This is a genomic window from Pleurocapsa sp. PCC 7327, from assembly GCF_000317025.1.
Classification (GTDB): domain Bacteria; phylum Cyanobacteriota; class Cyanobacteriia; order Cyanobacteriales; family Microcystaceae; genus Hydrococcus.
The window spans coordinates 3,430,524-3,447,952 of the sequence record NC_019689.1 but is presented as its reverse complement, the minus strand read 5'-3'; the positions used below and the strand labels follow the sequence as shown (position 1 = coordinate 3,447,952).

The window sequence follows — 17,429 nt, the reverse complement described above, 5'->3', positions numbered from 1 at the left end:
GTTACCAGTTAGTCAGTTATTCGGCGATCGGTCAATAGTTTATTTTTCACTGGTAGCTGGTAACTGCTTACTGTAAAAACTCGACGGTTGCTACTTGACCGATTAGCAAAGCTTGCTTGGGATTGGCAAATTGTATTTCTACTGTATGATTTAATTCGCCATCGGGTAAGGGATTAATCGAGGCGATCTTGCCTGTAAACTTTTGGGTGTTTTCGCCGACTCCAACTGCGATCGCGGCTGACTGCCCCGGATAGAGGGCGTTAATCAGACGAGCGCTGACGGGAACTTCGACGGTTAGGTTAGATAATTGCGCCAATCCGATCAAGGGATTGCCCGTAAAAATTTGCTCTCCAACGGCGACTGGCAGTTCGATCGCAATGCCGTCGCTAGTGGCTTTCACGATAGTCTTTATCTGAGGAGTTTGACGAGCGGATAACTGAGACGTTTGTTTTCGCAGCAGTTCTAAGCGCTCGGTAGCTTGAGCATATTCCAAGCGAGCGGTTTGGAGTTGTTGTTGCAGTTGTTTGAGTTTTTCCTGCTGCGCGTTGAGAGCCGAGCGAAGCTGGTAGCGAGATTTTTCTTGTCTGGCAGCTTTGAGCGCGGCTGTTGCTTGGGCAGCTTCCCGTGCTACCTGAAAATCGGCGCGGGCAACCTGAAGATCTGCTTGAGCTTGCTCTAGTTGATCTTTGGCGATCGCGCCTTCTTGATAGAGTTCGGTAAAGCGATGGACTTTGGAGAGAGCGCGTTGATAGATTGCTTGGGTTCGTTCTATCGAGTCCTGCCGTTGAGGTAAAGGAACGGTATCGACCTGGCTCTGGGCAAGAGAAACCTGCAATTCTGCCTCAGCGATTTGACTGGCTAGGGGGATTTCAGTTCGAGAGATGCGATCGATTTCTTGGGTGAGTTCTAAGATGCGCCCTCTAGCGGTTTGCTGTTGTTGTAAGGCGAGCTGCTGCTGCTGTAGCGCCGCTTGTAGCTGCTGTTGCCTTTGTGAGAGCGCATTTTGCGCTTCCAAATTTTGCACAGCCAATAAGGGTTGACCCGCTTTGACGGGTTGACCGATCTTAACGTAGATGTTCTCTACCACTGAAGGAGTCGTCGCCGCGATCTTGAAAGTTCTGGCTGGTTCTATTTTTCCGGGAAATTTTGTATCGGCAAGGGTGGCAGCTTGTTGCGAGAGGTTTAGGGAAGGTAAAGGTTGTCTGAGGAATTGACGCACCAGATAAATTCCTCCCGTCAAACCGACTCCTACTATCAGCATGGCAAGCACTTGCAACCAGCTAATCTCTTTGGCGTTCGGGCGTTCGGGCGGTTCGTTTTCCCTACGTTCGATCGCCCCTCGATTCTCTCTCTCAAGTAACTGGAGAGCAGAGCTATTAGGGGGAGCGCTTGTGGCTCCTAGCTCTAAGGAGAGTTTTTCAGCTAACTCGACAGTTTTTATGGTAGAAGTCATGCCTTTAAAAGTCGGAACTACTTGGGCGTAGAGTCCCGGCCTTATGCGAGCATATCCCTTGTGAAGAAACCGAATGGCTTTTCGGAGTTCCTGAGCGGGGATAGTCTTGAGCAGATAGCCCATCGCCCCGGCATGGAGCGCTTTAGCGACGTACTCGTCGTCGTCGTGGTTGCTGAGGACGAGAACTTTACAACTGGGAAAGCGCTGGCAGATGGTTTTGGTGGCGCTCACGCCATCTAGCTTAGGCATTTCCATATCCATGAGCACCACGTCGGGGCGCAGTGCCTCGACTTGCTCGATCGCGCTGTAGCCATCTTTGGCAATGCCGACGATTTCTAAATCTGGCTCTGACTCCAACAGAGTTTTGAGCGCCTCTCGAAACATTTTCTGGTCGTCTACTATAAGAATGTGAATCATATTATAGTGATTTTGAATTGTGAATTTTGGCTCCACCGCCGCCCGCTCTCGGAGCTTTCTGAGAGAGAACAGCGGATTTTAGATTTTGGATTAGGGAAGCTAAGCGATAAATTTTTCAAGCTGCTAAATGTTGCTCGACAGCTCTGACGAGCCGATCCGACCAGTAGCTGGCGAGTTCTAGTTCGGTGGCTTCTACCATGACTCGGATGACGGGTTCGGTGCCGGAAGCGCGAATCAAAATTCGTCCTTCTTCTCCCATCGCCGTTTCAGCTTGTTGGATTGTCTGTTGCAGGGGTTCGCAAGCTCTCCAATCCAAGCGACGATCGCGATCGCTGACGCGGACGTTTTTGAGCAATTGAGGATAGGGAGCGAAGCTGCGATCGCGCAGTTCTCCGAGCGAAGTTCCCGACTGCCGCACCAGTGTAGCCAAATGTAGGGCACTCAGCAAGCCGTCGCCAGAAACGCCGTAATGCCGACAGAGGATATGTCCCGATTGCTCACCGCCTAGCATGGCTCCCTGGCGGAGCATTTCTTCCCAGACGTAACGATCGCCGACTGCGGTTCGGATCAGTTGACCGCCCAACCGTTGCCAAGCCCTCTCAAAGCCCAAATTGGACATAACCGTCGCGATCGTCGCTTTTCCAGGCAATCGTCCTGCTTGCATTAGCTCCCGACCCCATAAATAGAGGATGTAATCACCATTCACCGCCCGTCCTCGCTCGTCTACCGCCATCAGGCGATCGGCATCGCCATCGAAAGCCAGACCGAGATCGGCTTGAGTGCGCCCGACGGCAGCTTGCAAGAAATCCAGATGCGTCGCGCCGCAGTTAACATTGATGCGATTGCCATCGGGGCGATCGTGGAGACAGATGACCTCGGCACCCATTGCCTTAAAGAGTTTTGGCGCGAGATGAACCGCAGCACCCCAGGCTAAATCGAGGACGATCCGTATTCCTGCCAAGCTTTCACAACAGGAGAAGGAAGCTTGTAAAGACTGAAAGTATTTATCTAATAACTCTGGTCGGTAATATTGCCGTCCCCAAGACTCAGAGACGGATTCTGAGAGCTTCCCTCGCAGTCCAGCTTCAATCTGGCTTTGTAGCTCGTCGGATAATTTAGTCCCATCGACTCCAAAAAATTTGATGCCGTTGTCTTCGGGGGGGTTGTGGCTTGCTGAGATAACGACTCCCGCGATCGCGGGGGAGGTACTGGTGAGATAGGCAACGGCAGGGGTGGGACACAACCCCACATGCCACACTTCCATTCCGGCTGAAGTTAGACCAGCCGAGAGCGCCATTGCCAGCATATCGCTAGAATTGCGAGAATCTTGACCGACAACGATCGCTCCCGGTTGAGAATGGTAGGTTTTTAAGACTTGCCCCGCCCAAAAGCCGATTTGCAATGCCAGCGGTGCCGTCAAAAGTGCGCCTGCCCTGCCGCGAATGCCGTCGGTGCCAAATAAGGGCGAAGCAGGTAAGGAAATGCCCTCCAGTCTCGTTTCTGTAAGGTCTTGCGTTGTCATAAAAGACGATGCCATCGAGAAAATCCTCCCCAGTACTAAACGAAACTAAAAGCGCTGCTATTGAGATTTAGGTTGCTAACCCCTTGTACGATGCCAATCAGTTCGTCCTGTCCCGAAGTCTTTAAGAAGATAGCCGTACCGCTAGGCAACCCGTTGGGAGAAGCACTCAGGCTATAGTTAGAAGCATTCCCGCGAAGTTGGATCGTATCTCCCTGAGTAGCCGAGAAATCAACGATTCGGGCATAATCGGCTAAACCGCGATCGCTGTCGTTGCCGTCGTTGTAATAAACTCGATCCCATTCTCCTAGAACAAAGCGATCGCTTCCTTGGTTGCCTCTGAGAATATCTATCTCGCCCCTACCTGCGGTCGATTGACTGGGATCGACCCCAATCAGCACGTCGCGTCCGCCGCCACCTTGGAGAGAGTCATTGCCTGTTCCGCCAAAGAGAACATCATCTCCCCCGTTGCCAGCGAGCGTGTCATTTCCGCCCAAACCGTAGATAATGTCTCGACCTACGGTGCCTGAAAGGGAATTGTTGCTAGTCGTTCCATTGATGACCTTGCCGACTGGGTTGACGGTGACAGTAAAGGTGTCGTCAACGGTTTTGCCGCCAGAGGTGCCGCGAATAGTAATGTTTGAAGTGCCAAATCGATTGGGTTGGTAATCTAAGGTGAGAGTATTATTGGCGATCGCGGCAGTTACTAAACTGGGATTCGTATTGGTCAGAACGGTTTTTGCGATCGCGGCAGGATCGTTATCGATATCGGTAAAGACGTTACTGAGATCGATGTTGGTGTTGGGCGCATCTTGGTTGGCACTGACATCGGCAATCGGATTGGCGACGATAGGCGCATCATCGACGGGATTGACAGTAACGATAAAGGTGTCATCGACGATCGAACCATTAGATGTACCGCGAATGGTAATTTCTGCGGTGCCAAAGCGATCGGGTTGATAATCTAGAACCAGATTATTATCGGCGATCGTAGCAGCGACTAAATCGCTATTGCTGTTGGCAAAAATGGTTTTCTCAATGGTTGCCGAGGGTCTGCTACCGTCGCTAAAGACATTACTGAGATCGATAACGGTATTGGCTGCATCTTCATCAACTGCAACATCGGCGATGGGATTGGCAACGGCCAGGGGACTTGCAACCGTTGGAGACAAGCTGACGCGCCCCGTATGTTGCTTAACGGTGTTGAATTGCATTCTCAGGATTTCTCCATTGAGAGTCCAACTGCTTGCCCCTTCAATGGAATAATTTCTTCCATTAGCAGCTTTCAAATCTATGACAACTTCACCTTCGCCAACGAAGGTAAACTCTAAATCGGTGCCATTTCCCGTCAAAGACAATAATTCAGCCCGCATTGGCAAGTTAGTAATCCGCGTGACATCATCGGGTGTCGCACCTAAATTGATAGTGAACTCGCCGCCATTTTTGGGAAGAAATACCGTATCTCTGTCGTAGGCATACCAATTGTTTACACTTTGAATGGGTTGGTTATTACTAATATTGAGCGAGAATTTCCCCACATCATTGGAAGCAACTCTAGCAGTAATAGTATTGCCAGCATTGTTAATAAATAACTGGGATTGCTCGAAGGTTTTAATGCGCTGATGGAGATCGGCAAAGGTAACAAATTCTGTGTTGTCGTTGTATGCCCTAGCGATAAAATTGGCAAACATTTCCTTGGTATAACCAGGCTCGGCTAAAGTAGGACCGTAGTCGTGCCAAGGAAAGAGAACGATCGGTTGGGCAGCTTTGTTAATTATCTCGGCATATTCTTGCGCCCAAACTGCCTCGGCTTGTTGTGCCGTTAATTGTCTAAATCCAATTAAGGAAAAATCGAAAGACATGTTGGGAGCAAAATAGACATAATCATCCCCAGGAAACATGAATCCAAATGCCCCTGGATATCCCGCACCAACACTCGCATATCCACCCGTTACATAGGAGAGATATTTTCTTAATTCTTCGCTGACGGCAATTCCTTCCGGTTGACCGGGAATTGCTGCACCAATAACTTGAAAACCTGGAACGTATTTTCCTAATTCTTGCTCGATAACTAATTTGGATTGATTGAATTCAAATTCTAGTTGAGCAGGAGTTAAAACATTGGTATCGTTAGGAGGCGTGTAGTCGAATTGCAGATGAGTATAAGAGTGAGTTCCGATTTCATTGCCCAGAGCAATATAATCTCGGTATAAGGGACCAGAAACCGTCCAATCCGTAACGGCTCCTTGGTTTGGTCTATTCCCAACATTGATGTAATAAGAACCGACAAAATTATAGTTATTCTTCCACTCAGCAATGATGTTATAAAGCGGAACGTTGACGCGAGGAACTTCATCGATATACTGCGACTGATCCATGTCATTGCGGGAGAGAAAAATACTGGCATCCCGACTCATATTCAGTCGAACGGTTGGCTGGTTATTAGAAATAACCCATTGCAGTGCTTGCCAAACTAAGTTGTTATCTCCTAAAAATCCTTCAGTCGCAAAATGAACGTTCCTACCGCCTGTTTGCGTTGCTAAAACGGCATTATAACTCTGTCCATTTGCTTCAAAATCTGCCAAAACGATGGGTTGTTTGTTGTCGCCAGTAATTCCGTCGCCATAGGCGTTAAAAAATATGCCATTATAGGCACGAATTTGCTCGTTAGGGGCATAATTCTGCATTACCGGATGGGTAATATCCTCAGCTCTGAGAGTGCCATTAACGGGACCGCCGCCCGTAGTACGAGTGACATCTAAAAGCTGCTTCATGCGAATATAGGAATCGCCCGGTAAAGCATTATTATTTTCGTCATTGCTTAGGAAATCTCCGGCAGTAATAATGCCGATATTGTATTTATAAACCGCGTCGAGTAGAGTATCTGTAATTGCGCCCAGTTGGCTAGTTTTAACGTTGCGAAAAGAGGGAAAGATTATAGCATCATAATTGACAAGATTATTAATATTGGTCAGATCGTTTTCTGTAATAATGTCAAAGGGAATCCCTGCCATCATTGCCTGGTATTGCATGGACATGAATAGCTGGGTATATGCCTTTTTATCAAAAAAGTTATTAGCAGTTGTTTCAGAAAAAACAATGGCGACTTTTTTACTAAAGTCAGTTCTCTGCGGTAAATTGGTTTTAATCGTATAGGGGGTGGCAGAATAATCTGATGGTAAGAATATCTGATTATTAATATCGGCTAAAATATCGATCGCGCTATTGGGAGAAACTCCTTGAAGTTGCGAGATGGGAACGGCAAATTCAACGATTTGATTGTTATTGCCAAAAGCATAATTTAAAGGTGTGCCAGCAATAGTACCTCCGACTGGAGTTTCTCCGTCTGCACCCGTATAAAGATAGGGTTGATTATCGGTAAAAAAGTTGACGTTATATTCTGCCCCGCCAGCAAAACCAAATATTTGATAACCCGTACTCGCATTGCGATCGGTATTTAACCAAATTGTCGTTCCAGAAGCGATTTGAGTGCTATTCGATTTAATCGCGAATATATAGGCATCACCTGCATATTTGCCATAGATTTCATATCCCGGTTGCCCCGTTCCCGGCACTGCATCTAAGCGGAAAAAGTTAGTCCAGTCACTTAAGTTTCCATCGAGAGTTATATTGCCAAAACTTGTGGCAAGTTCTACCGTTCTTGCTTGTCCGTTGATGGTGATATCAGTCGTATCGTTTTCGGTTTTTAGGGCGGCAAGTTCGGAGTCAGATAAAGTTTTTCCTTGAGCAATTGCAGAAAAAATTGCCCCTTCATCTCCCGCAGAATCTGTAGTATTAATTTGAGAATCGATAAAATGACCGATTTCTTCTAGTAGAACGCTTTCAATAGAATCTAAATTGCTAGCATTGGCAATTAAAAATTCCTGCGATAAATAGATAATATTATCAGTGCGATCGAAAGCTCCTTTGCCTCCATTAATTTGCGGCGAAGAGACAATTGCAATCTTTGGTAAATTGTTGCCACTTGCTAAGTTTTGAAGTAACGCTTTGGCGCGATCGCGATCCCAAGAATTGCCAAAAGCTAGACTTATTTTCTCAATAAAAGTAGAGTCATCTCTCAAAAATTTAAGTTTTTCTAAAGCAGCCAGCAAAACCGTAGTTAACGCCGATTCGATTGATTCTGGCAGCCAATAATTAGACATTTTTGCTCCTTTTTATCTGATAAACTAAAAAATTTTAATTGAGAGAATTAAACATACATTTCCTAGCTCCTAACATTTCAAGATTGCCCGAAGTAAGGAGTAAGAAAAACTATTGGTTTTCAGAAAAATAACTCTTAGGTTGAAGGGTTAGGAAAACAACAGATAACTCGTCAGATCAAACCGCAGTCGGTAACTTTAACCAAAAGCCTTTCTTTCGCCAGCTTTGCTCTTTTAGAACGCTCTCTAAATTGTTTTGGCATAGAAGTCCTTTCTGAACCAACAGTTCGCCTAACTTCATTCCGCTAGCCGATTGTTCTTGTAAGAGTTTCTCTAATTCAGTCGCAGAAATAACCTGTTTCTCAAGCAGAAGAACGCCCAGCTTGAAATTTTGTTCGGCTAGGGTTTTTTCTAATTGGGCAAGCGTAATTAATTTTTTCTCCCAATTCAAAGCCGTTCTAACAATAGTGTCCAAACTATTAAATTTAGGTTCCCAACCGAGCATCTGACGAATCTTGTCAGCGCAGGCAACGACACAAGCGGGATCTCCTGCTCGTCGGGTTGTTGCGATGACGGAAAAATCTACGCCAGAAATCTCTTTTACTTTGTCGATAACTTCCCGGACGCTGTAACCTCGACCATAACCGCAGTTGAAAATTTGGCTGTCACCGCCTACTTCTAAGTAGCGCAGCGCATCGATATGCGCTCTTGCCAAGTCTTCTACATGGATGTAATCCCTAATCCCGGTGCCGTCTGGAGTAGGAAAATCCGTCCCAAAGACCTTGACACAATGACGACGACCCAATGCAGCATCGCAAGCTACCTTGATTAAGTGTTCGGCTTTTTTGGCAGACTGACCGATTTGCCCGTTCGTATCTGCGCCAGCTACATTGAAGTAGCGCAAAATAACGTATTTCAATCCAGAAGCGCGACTGTAGTCGCGAATTATCTGTTCGCTCATAAGTTTAGAGCGACCGTAGGGATTCATCGGTTCGGTTGGCGAGTTTTCTGTCACCGGATTTTCTTTTGGCTCGCCGTAGGTGGCGGCGGTGCTGGAAAAGATGAATTTATCAACCCCATAGGTCTGACAGCACTGCAATAAATTTAAGGTGTTGCAAGTATTGTTGGTGTAGTAATCGAGAGGTTGAGCGACGGATTCCGGGACGGAAATACTGGCTGCAAAATGGATGACGGCATCGAATTGATGTTTGGCAAAAATATGCGATAAAAATTTTTTATTTTCTAATCCGCCTACAATCAATTCGCCAGTAGTTACTGCCGATACCGAACCAGTAGAAAGGTTGTCATAAACTACGACATCATAACCAAATTTTCCCAATTGATACACGGTATGAGAGCCGATATAACCAGCTCCTCCGGTAACTAATATTTTTTTAGTCATCGGATTTTACTTAAGCGAATATACTTAGATGTTTTCAAAAAAATATTATGACATAAAAACTGGCAGTTTTTATAAAGTTTCTGTCAAGTTTTTTACAATTTATTGCTATTTATATTGAATTATTTTTTTAAAAGAAAATATTTAATCTTTAATGATAGCCATATCCTAATTAAAACATCAAGAGTTTAAAATCAAAATTTATAATAACTGAATCTTTATTTGGTAAAACGCTAGAATTTTCAAGAAGTTTGGACTTCACGCTACCTAGTTTATTACTTTTGCCGCACCTTGAAAAGAGTATTTTTTTGAGACAAAAATGTTATTTTTTTTGGATATAAAATGTACAAATTAAAAACTGTAATCGATCGCGAAAAATTACATTACTTAATTTGCACTATCGGATATGATAGATTTGCTTTTGAAATAAGAGTTTTTTGATTAAATTTTCGACGTTTAAATTTGCGATCGTGTCAGTCATTCAAAACCTTCTCCTCGATCTAATCGCTGCTCTCTGGGTAAGTGCCCTATTTTTCGCTGTATTTTTTTGGTTGCCCGGTCAGTTGATTTCTCCCGCAAAAGCCAGATCGCCTGACAGTCGAGCGATCGCTGCTTGGGCGCGAATGACGCTAGTTGCAGTGACGGGAGTGCTGAGTTTAAGCACATTGCGCCTATTTAGCTGGTTTACCCTAGTGCTTTTTTGCGGTTTGTGTTTTCTGCTGGGCTGGCTGTTCCGCCATCGCCGGGGCGCGATCGCGCAATTGACCTTAGCATTTCAACCTTTGACCTTTGCTGCTATAGATTGGCTCGATCGCGGCTTGTTTCCCGAATTTCAGCAGGTAGCTCGTCGAAGTTGGCGCTCGCTCAAAATTTGGCTGGTTCGCTCCCTTAAATCAATCCGAATTGCCATAGAACGGAACAAACTAACCGTGCTGGCACTGTCAGTCATTCTCACCTTTGCTATCCTGCTTCGCCTCGAACATCCCCTACTCGAACTGCGTTTCTCGCATCCCGATAGCTATCGCACCTTGCTGATAACTCGGCAATTTCTGGCAGGAGAACAGCCGCAGGTCAACTATGTGCCCGTGTTGCCCGCCTTAGCGACTGTCGTGTCTCTATTAGGGGCGATCGATGCTATGCAGGCGATTCGCTTTTTAAGTCCGCTATTGGGGCTGCTCTTAGTGTTGAGTGTCGGTTATCACGTGCGCGTTCTCACGCAGAATACGACAGCCGCACTGATAGCTACCTACAGCTTGGGAGCTTACTTATTTACTTGGCATAAAGAGATTCCTAGCAATTTACCCGACTGGTTGCAACAATGGCTGAGTACAATTGTGGGGAGTTTGAATGCATCGCTGATTCGACAATGGGCAGCAGGCGAGTTAGAAATCGGGGCGACTTTTCTTCTATTAGCGATCGCCTGCTACTGCAATACTAGGCTCAGAAAACAAAAACAATCTGCTGGGATCGATACTGTTTGTTGCTTGGCGATCGTTGCCATGACAGCTCCGCCACTACTAATTCTGGCATTCGTTGGCGGGATCGGACTGCTGGGCGGACGCAGGTTTGCCCTAGCTATAGTTGCGATCGCGTGGATAGCCTTGGCGCTACTCGCGGCTAGTCCCGAAAATCAGCAGCATTGGGGTCAAAGCTTTCTCTTAACGCTGCCAATAGGATTGAGTTTGCTTTGGGGACTCTTATCGCTCTTGGCAATCTGGTTATTGAGTTTAATATTGCGTCAATGGTCGCAAGCCATCTGCTTAATACTCGTTTTTGCCTTTTCGCTGAATTTCTTACTACCCTTGCCGCCCCAGATTCCCTATCTAGAATACGATATAGCTGCTCGCAAAACCCTAGAACTCCGCATGCTCTTTGCAAACAAAGGTTGGGCGATTGTCGCTCCCGTCGAGCAGTTTTCTCAAAGTTATGGCGCGGGATGGTATCAAGATATGGCACAGGTTGTCAACAATTATGTCAAAAAGGCAGGCAATCCCGATTTTAAATTTCCTTTTTCCACGCCTCATCTGTTTATTTTCGTGGAAAAAAAGCCCTTTATTACCTCAGCGCTCGCTCCTCAAAATGTTCCCTACTCGCTCCTGTCCGATCCTACCTATCGCTACTATCGATCGGCAGCAGGTCGAGCTAGCGTGCAGTATGAAGCCTTACAGATGTGCGAGGCATATCGTCGCACCCATGCCAATACTTCTATTTATTATGAAGATGACGAACTGAGAATCTACTATTTTCGCTTGCTATGAGAGTGTTTAACCCATCGTGAGGTCGAGTTTCTTTGGGTTGCTGAAGTCGAATTACTGTCAATCTATCTACTGCCAGTCCTAATCGAACAAGCAGCGGTTGAAAGTTGCGATCGCGTTCCTCAAACCATTGAATTAATGTTTTCCGCCGATATACAAACTTGACACCCAAACAATATCAGAACAAGTTATAGGAAATGTCACAGTTTAGGGGCCAACAAAACAAATTGCCTAACTGCCACTAAAAACCCACCGACTGCTGTAATGAGAATTCCGATTAACGTCCAAATTTGCGCTCTAGTTGACCCTTTCAGGTCTTTAATATCGTCTTTCAAAAAGCCGACTTCTGATTTCAAAACGTTAATGTCTCCTTTTAACTCGGCTTTGGTAACAGAATAATCATCTGGGTCAAGCATCCATCCTAATTTACTGCCATGTTTCAAACAATGCAGAATGTTGTCAATTGCACGGTTCACCTTTCGATCGGGTGAAAGGATTTCGACGATCCAATAGGTGCTTCGGTAAAGTCATCCTCCGGTTCACCTACTTCATTCAGGTTAATTCGATTCCACGCAATTACCGCAACATCGGGAACAATAGAACGCCCACCGAAGGCACATCGCAACTCAGGTAACGCTGTATAATCAGCAGTCTTGCTGTCAACTTCTGCCAAAAGACGTTTTTGTAGGATAGAGTGTCGAGTCTTAGGCATGGGCTTTTGGATTGCGACCCCATCCACGTATTCCCATGCCGGAGAATCCTCCAAATATGGCAATCAAATATGGCAATTTGAGGAAATCTTCAAGGGAGAGAACCTGAGTCAAGGAAGTCGTCATTAGTTCAAGCAACGAGTTTATTTCATGACTTCATTATAACGGTAGAGTCATACACAGAACTGGGTGGGTAAAGCCCGCCCAACTTAGAAGTTTACCAATGAGTACCTCGATTAATTGTCTTATTGCAAAAATTAGCCCCAGCATACCGGGCTATTCTCAAGATTGTAGCTCTTGTGGAGCTAGGGTCAAAAAATCTCTAAGTACTAGAACCCATGTTTGTAGTTGTGGTGCTGTACTTTGTAGAGACTGGAATGCTGCTATTAATATTTTGAATAAAGGACTAGAGCAACTAGGGTGGGGCACACCTAAAGTAAACCCTTCTGGACAGATTAACCTCTGCTTGGTAGGTGAAAACAGCCACGAGTAAGTTAGCTGGTTGAAAGAAGAATCCCCCGTGCGTTCGCGCCGGGGAGAATGTCAAGTACCCACAACAGTTCCAACATAACGTTGTGGAAGAAAAAACGACGATTAGCCGTGCCTTGTCCGGGGTGAATGTTTGGCGTACCTTCAGTTAACCCAAATGATAGCAAGCGATCGGCTTCAGGCGCGCCAATGGCAGTACAGATAAAGAGGTGGTCGAGTTCAAATGTCATAGCCAGTAACCCTGCTTAGTGACAGCGGACAGTCTTCTACTGTAGAGTGCCGAGCGGCGCTCGATCGCTAAACCTTTTGATTGATAGATTGAATGTAATTTACCTCTTCCTGCCAATAGGAAGGCAAACGATTCCAAGGATCGCGATCGCGATCGTCGGGGCTATCGTCGGTAATGTAGAGATATTGAATATTACGGGCTACTGCGATATCGATGTACTTTTTCATCGTTGCCGCATCGGGAACAGTGTGAATCAAACAGGAAAAATGCTTCGCACCGTGGCGCTTAAGGTAGGGTTGAGGTTGATACTTCTCCCAAGCTTTTGAGTAATTCTCAAAGATTACAATAGTGTCTGCTGCCGGACGAGTCAAATAGCCTTCATCAGTCTGAGTTCCTTGGTTGAGGACTACTTGATTTAAATTGGGTTTGGCTTTGATGTAGTTGTAGAGTTCTTGATAGTAATCCAGCTTATCAGCACTGCTAGCCGCTTCGTCGAAGAAAATCCCGTCGATATCGTAGTACTTATCGTAGAGATCGATCTCGGATTTTACCTCAGCCAGATTGCGCTTGCCATAACTGGTGAAAACATAACCCAACAGAGAAACGCCTGCTTTTCGCAAATCGTCGAGACCTCTGGCGTAATCTTTATTTGGCGGACTGGAATCAGGACCATTATTAGGATTGATAACTGCGGTAATGGGCACTTGACTGGCAGCTTTTGCTACTCTAGTCCATGAATAGGTATCGGGATCGTACCAGGTTGGATAGGAGTAGAGTGGGATGAAAATTTGAAGCTGGGTAGCCTCGACGGGGAATTTCATAACACAAGCAATTAGAGATGCGGTTAATAGAGCAGTAGCGATAAATTTGGCAAGGCGGTACATGCAAGGTTAGTCTTCGATCGCGGTTAGTTTTATCTGGCTGGTATCAAAATAATCATATAGCGACTCGCTCCTCGCCAATTGAGACAACATTCGCGTTACTCTTAACAAAGATTAAAACTTAGCGATTGACTGATTATTTAACTGACTATGCTTACAGCCGGAATTGTTGGACTTCCCAACGTTGGTAAATCCACCTTATTCAATGCCTTGGTTGCCAATGCCAAAGCTGAGGCTGCCAACTTCCCCTTTTGTACCATCGAACCTAATGTTGGGGTTGTATCAGTTCCCGACGAACGTTTGCAAGTGTTGGCAAAACTCTCCCATTCTGAAAAAATTGTGCCGACGCGGATCGAATTTGTCGATATTGCAGGCTTAGTTAAAGGCGCAAGCAAAGGCGAAGGGCTAGGCAATCAATTTCTTGCCAACATTCGAGAAGTAGACGCGATCGTTCATGTAGTACGCTGTTTCGAGAACGACGATATCATTCACGTTTCTGGTTCTGTCGATCCCGTGCGGGATATCGAGGTAATTAATTTAGAGCTAGCTTTGGCAGATTTGGCGCAGGTAGAACGCCGCATCGATCGCACTCGCAAGCAAGCCAGGAATAGCAAAGAGGCGCAAATCGAACTGAGAGCCTTGGAAAAATTAAGCGCTGCTTTGAATGAAGGTAAATCCGCCCGTCAGGTTGACTTAAGCGAAGAAGAGGCAGAAGCCATTAAATCATTGGGACTGCTGACGGGTAAACCCATCATCTATGCTGCTAACGTATCCGAAGAAGATTTGGCACAAGGGAATGAGTGGGTAGAGAAAGTCAAACAAGTTGCCGCCGCAGAAGGCTCGAAAGTTGTCGTCGTCTCTGCTCAAGTCGAAGCAGAATTAGTCGATCTATCTGAAGGGGAGCGAGCGGATTATCTGGCTGCCCTTGGCGTGGAAGAAGGAGGGCTAAAATCCTTAATCAAGGCGACTTACGAACTATTAGGATTGCGCACTTATTTAACCACGGGTCCACAAGAATCTCGCGCTTGGACGATTCGTGCTGGTATGAAAGCACCGCAAGCGGCAGGGGTTATTCACTCCGATTTTGAGAAAAAATTTATTCGCGCAGAAACGATTTCCTACGAGGATTTAGTCGCAGCAGGCAGTATGGCGGCAGCAAGAGAAAAAGGCTTAGTTCGCAGCGAAGGTAAGGATTATGTCGTGCAGGAAGGGGATGTGATGTTATTCCGAACGGGTGCTTAATCCCCATTGGATTGATGGGAATTCGATTGGAAGAATTTTGGTACGGAAATTGCGATCGCTGACGGTCACAAAACCGAACCTACGATACCTAGATTCTCTTGCTAGTTTTGAATTGGGGGCTTGAAAGCGAGCTTCCTGAAATTAAAAACTTTACCAATTTCCTAGAAGCCAGGAAGTTTGAGATCGAGTCTCCTGAGACAAAAGCTCTAATCTTGGAGGTGTAGTTATGGCACTCATTCGTTGGGAACCTTTTCGGGAAATCGAACGTTGGGAACCCTGGCGGGAAATGGAAAGCTTACAACAGCGCATGAATCGCTTGTTTGAAAGATTGATGCCCGATGGCGAAAGAGCGCTTTCCTTTGGCGTTCCTGCTGCTGAAATGGAAGAAACGGACAGCGAGATTCACCTCAAACTCGAAGTCCCCGGTTTAGAAGCCAAAGATCTCAACGTTGAAGTGACCGCCGACTCGGTTTCGATTAGCGGCGAGCGCAAGTCTGAAACCAAGACTGAAGGAAAAGGAGTTACTCGCTCCGAATTCTATTATGGCAAGTTCGAGCGAACGATTCCGTTACCTGCCCACATTCAAACCGACAAAGTTCAAGCCGAATACAAAAACGGAATTTTGAACCTTACCTTGCCGAAAACCGAAGAAGAAAAACACAAAGTCATCAAGGTTAATGTCGGTTAATAGATTTAGTTGAGTTAGCCACTCATTGCACCCAGCAGGATTGGCAACACAAATTCCCTGCCGATCCTGTTGTAATTATTTTTGTTCGTATAGCGGTGCTGGCTTCTGTCTGATGCGTTCGGCAATGGGAACTACTCGATCGACGACTGCTATGAGATATTGGTAATCTGGGGGAGGAGCGTTGGTAATGTATCCCGCAGAAGATGCGATCGCGGGCGAAACTTTTGATAGCGTCTCGCGAATTTGGTCTTTTTGAGCCGGATCTAGGTCGGACGAGACTAAAACGGCTCCGCTCGGAACTATATGAGAATCTGTATGGAGAATGCGAAAGCGAACGCCAGGAAACTTGGAGCGATACTGGTTGAATTCTGCTAGCGACATGGCTCCTGCTGCGACTTCTCGATTAGCAATTAATTCGAGGACGTTTTTTGGCGTTGCTGCCAAACGGACTTCGGCTAATGTCAACCCATACAGGTTGTAGATAGGTAAATAATATCCCGTCGCAGAACCCGGTTGACCCAATGCAATTGTCTTTCCGGCTAGCTGATTGAGGTTTTCGATCGGATTATCTTTGAGGACAATGATAACCGAACGAGTTTTTAATGCTCCTTCTGTCGGAAACAGAGGCACGTATTGCGCTTGAGAAATTGCGATCGCGGCTAATCCCGGCGGAGCAAAGACGATATCCCAGCGCTTGCGCTTAATTTGATCGATCGCTTTGAGTTCGTTGTAGGCTGGCTCTAATTCCACCAAGCTCTTCAGTACGCTACCTAAATAATTTTTTAGCTCGGAGTATTGTTCGACCGAGCGATCGCTTTCTTCAAAACTAATGACTCCTATAGTCAATTGTCCCGATGAGGGGGGACTCATCGGCTTACACCCTACTGCGAGCATCAGAAATGATAAAAGCAGGAAGCGCTTGAGCAACATATTTAACAAGCTTTAAGAAATGCGATCGGATCTTTGCGTTTACAATTTTAGGCAGATTACAAATGAACTATAACAATTTTAATTTTTTTCAGGAGTTTATAGATGCTAAGACTTTTTAAGCTCGGTACAAAACTTAATATAGGAACTAAACTCAATCTGGGGACAAAACTCAATTTGCTTTTGGTATTTATCTTTTTTCTCGTCGTTTCTGTCAGTGGATTATTGTTATCGATAATTTTGAATCGAAATGCAGAACAAATTGTTACTGACAAAGCTTTTTTATTAATAGAAACGATGAGTTCAGTCAGGCACTACACCAGTACTCAGGTAAATCCAGAATTAGCTCCTAGACTAGAAACCGAAGCCGAATTTTTGCCTCAAACCGTTCCTGCTTATTCGGCTCGCGAAGTTTTTGAACGCCTAAGAACTCGTAAAGAATATCAAGATTTTTTCTATAAAGAGGCGACGTTAAATCCTACAAATTTAAGAGATAAAGCCGACGAATTTGAAACTCAAATTGTGGAAACTTTTCGCACTCAACCCACTTTAAAAGAAAAGACTGGTTTTCGTTCCCTTCCCGGTGGCGATATCTTTTATATCGCTCGTCCTCTCGCTGTTTCTCAGGAGAGTTGTTTGCGGTGTCACAGTGCGCCAGAACTAGCTCCTCCAAGTCAAATTACTACCTACGGCGATAAGAATGGTTATGGCTGGAAATTAAACGAAATTGTAGGAGCGCAAATGATTTCAGTTCCTGCTAGTATAGTCTTTCAGGCAGCGCGACGGTTACAGTTTTCAGTCATCGGCATTCTTAGTGCATTCCTGCTACTAACGATTGTCCTAATTAACCTCTTCCTGAAAAAGACAGTGACCGATCCTCTCAAAAAAATGTCTCAAGTGGCTCAAAGAGTCAGTACCGGCGATTTATCTGGAGAGTTTAAACATCCAGCCGACGATGAAATTGGCATTCTTGCAGCTTCTCTCAACCGCATGAAAGTCAGTCTAGAAATTGCGATGAATATGCTCAATTCAGAGTCACAGCAGTAAGGGCGTACGGCAA

General features: G+C 45.6%; 13 protein-coding genes and 1 pseudogene. 5 read left to right on the top strand and 9 right to left on the bottom strand.

The window, feature by feature from the left end; translation table 11 throughout:
- Positions 1-67: 67 nt before the first annotated feature.
- The 4 genes from PLE7327_RS24905 to galE form a co-directional block, all read right to left on the bottom strand.
- Positions 68-1,870 carry a response regulator gene (locus PLE7327_RS24905; protein WP_051036449.1) on the bottom strand — a complete coding sequence of 601 codons (1,803 nt, stop codon included), beginning with the start codon at positions 1,868-1,870 and terminating at the stop codon, positions 68-70.
- Between the two features lie 115 nt (positions 1,871-1,985).
- Positions 1,986-3,407, bottom strand: a complete 1,422-nt coding sequence (glmM, locus tag PLE7327_RS15360) for a phosphoglucosamine mutase (RefSeq protein WP_015144725.1) — start codon at positions 3,405-3,407, stop codon at positions 1,986-1,988.
- Between the two features lie 20 nt (positions 3,408-3,427).
- Positions 3,428-7,552 carry a hypothetical protein gene (locus tag PLE7327_RS24900; RefSeq protein WP_015144724.1) on the bottom strand — a complete coding sequence of 1,375 codons (4,125 nt, stop codon included), beginning with the start codon at positions 7,550-7,552 and terminating at the stop codon, positions 3,428-3,430.
- 175 nt (positions 7,553-7,727) lie between these two features.
- A complete protein-coding gene (gene galE / locus PLE7327_RS15350) occupies positions 7,728-8,951 on the bottom strand; it encodes a UDP-glucose 4-epimerase GalE (protein ID WP_015144723.1) in 1,224 nt (407 codons plus the stop codon).
- A 467-nt stretch (positions 8,952-9,418) separates the two neighbouring features.
- Here galE and PLE7327_RS15345 point away from each other — a divergent pair, with 467 nt between their 5' ends.
- Entirely contained in the window at positions 9,419-11,206 is a 1,788-nt protein-coding gene (locus PLE7327_RS15345) for a hypothetical protein (RefSeq protein ID WP_015144722.1), read from the top strand.
- 197 nt (positions 11,207-11,403) lie between these two features.
- Here the strand turns inward: PLE7327_RS15345 and PLE7327_RS25395 are convergent, their stop codons facing one another.
- Complete coding sequence (locus PLE7327_RS25395) at positions 11,404-11,619, bottom strand: hypothetical protein (protein ID WP_015144721.1); 216 nt, start codon at positions 11,617-11,619, stop codon at positions 11,404-11,406.
- Positions 11,593-12,039: pseudogene (locus tag PLE7327_RS26655) on the bottom strand (Uma2 family endonuclease); the annotation flags it as partial. The gene PLE7327_RS25395 and the pseudogene PLE7327_RS26655, both read right to left, overlap by 27 nt.
- Before the next feature lie 97 nt (positions 12,040-12,136).
- On the opposite strand from PLE7327_RS26655, the gene PLE7327_RS23565 reads away from it, so the two are divergent.
- Positions 12,137-12,406, top strand: a complete 270-nt coding sequence (locus tag PLE7327_RS23565) for a transposase (protein WP_254657996.1) — start codon at positions 12,137-12,139, stop codon at positions 12,404-12,406.
- 1 nt (position 12,407) lies between these two features.
- On the opposite strand, the gene PLE7327_RS23560 is transcribed toward PLE7327_RS23565, so the two are convergent.
- Together PLE7327_RS23560 and PLE7327_RS15320 are read right to left on the bottom strand one after the other, a co-directional pair.
- Positions 12,408-12,632, bottom strand: coding sequence for a hypothetical protein (locus PLE7327_RS23560; protein ID WP_015144720.1), 225 nt, complete (start codon positions 12,630-12,632; stop codon positions 12,408-12,410).
- 67 nt (positions 12,633-12,699) lie between these two features.
- Positions 12,700-13,515, bottom strand: a complete 816-nt coding sequence (locus PLE7327_RS15320) for a spherulation-specific family 4 protein (RefSeq protein ID WP_015144719.1) — start codon at positions 13,513-13,515, stop codon at positions 12,700-12,702.
- A gap of 147 nt (positions 13,516-13,662) precedes the next feature.
- Between PLE7327_RS15320 and ychF the strand changes: the two genes are divergently transcribed.
- Both ychF and PLE7327_RS15310 read left to right on the top strand, forming a co-directional pair.
- Entirely contained in the window at positions 13,663-14,754 is a 1,092-nt protein-coding gene (ychF, locus tag PLE7327_RS15315; protein WP_015144718.1) for a redox-regulated ATPase YchF, read from the top strand.
- Positions 14,755-14,980: 226 nt separating this feature from the next.
- Positions 14,981-15,442, top strand: a complete 462-nt coding sequence (locus PLE7327_RS15310) for an Hsp20/alpha crystallin family protein (RefSeq protein ID WP_015144717.1) — start codon at positions 14,981-14,983, stop codon at positions 15,440-15,442.
- Between the two features lie 75 nt (positions 15,443-15,517).
- Here PLE7327_RS15310 and PLE7327_RS15305 read toward each other — a convergent pair whose 3' ends face one another.
- Complete coding sequence (locus PLE7327_RS15305; RefSeq protein ID WP_015144716.1) at positions 15,518-16,312, bottom strand: phosphate/phosphite/phosphonate ABC transporter substrate-binding protein; 795 nt, start codon at positions 16,310-16,312, stop codon at positions 15,518-15,520.
- Between the two features lie 162 nt (positions 16,313-16,474).
- Between PLE7327_RS15305 and PLE7327_RS15300 the strand changes: the two genes are divergently transcribed.
- A complete protein-coding gene (locus PLE7327_RS15300) occupies positions 16,475-17,416 on the top strand; it encodes a DUF3365 domain-containing protein (protein ID WP_015144715.1) in 942 nt (313 codons plus the stop codon).
- Positions 17,417-17,429 lie beyond the last annotated feature (13 nt).

Excerpts from the sequence above, each read along its gene's own strand:
- PLE7327_RS25395 (WP_015144721.1), bottom strand. The coding sequence starts at position 11,619 with ATGCTTGACCCAGATGATTATTCTGTTACCAAAGCCGAGTTAAAAGGA.
- galE (WP_015144723.1), bottom strand. The coding sequence starts at position 8,951 with ATGACTAAAAAAATATTAGTTACCGGAGGAGCTGGTTATATCGGCTCT.
- PLE7327_RS15305 (WP_015144716.1), bottom strand. The coding sequence starts at position 16,312 with ATGAGTCCCCCCTCATCGGGACAATTGACTATAGGAGTCATTAGTTTT.
- ychF (WP_015144718.1), top strand. The coding sequence starts at position 13,663 with ATGCTTACAGCCGGAATTGTTGGACTTCCCAACGTTGGTAAATCCACC.
- PLE7327_RS24905 (WP_051036449.1), bottom strand. The coding sequence starts at position 1,870 with ATGATTCACATTCTTATAGTAGACGACCAGAAAATGTTTCGAGAGGCG.
- PLE7327_RS23565 (WP_254657996.1), top strand. The coding sequence starts at position 12,137 with ATGAGTACCTCGATTAATTGTCTTATTGCAAAAATTAGCCCCAGCATA.
- PLE7327_RS15320 (WP_015144719.1), bottom strand. The coding sequence starts at position 13,515 with ATGTACCGCCTTGCCAAATTTATCGCTACTGCTCTATTAACCGCATCT.
- glmM (WP_015144725.1), bottom strand. The coding sequence starts at position 3,407 with ATGGCATCGTCTTTTATGACAACGCAAGACCTTACAGAAACGAGACTG.
- PLE7327_RS24900 (WP_015144724.1), bottom strand. The coding sequence starts at position 7,552 with ATGTCTAATTATTGGCTGCCAGAATCAATCGAATCGGCGTTAACTACG.
- PLE7327_RS23560 (WP_015144720.1), bottom strand. The coding sequence starts at position 12,632 with ATGACATTTGAACTCGACCACCTCTTTATCTGTACTGCCATTGGCGCG.
- PLE7327_RS15300 (WP_015144715.1), top strand. The coding sequence starts at position 16,475 with ATGCTAAGACTTTTTAAGCTCGGTACAAAACTTAATATAGGAACTAAA.
- PLE7327_RS15310 (WP_015144717.1), top strand. The coding sequence starts at position 14,981 with ATGGCACTCATTCGTTGGGAACCTTTTCGGGAAATCGAACGTTGGGAA.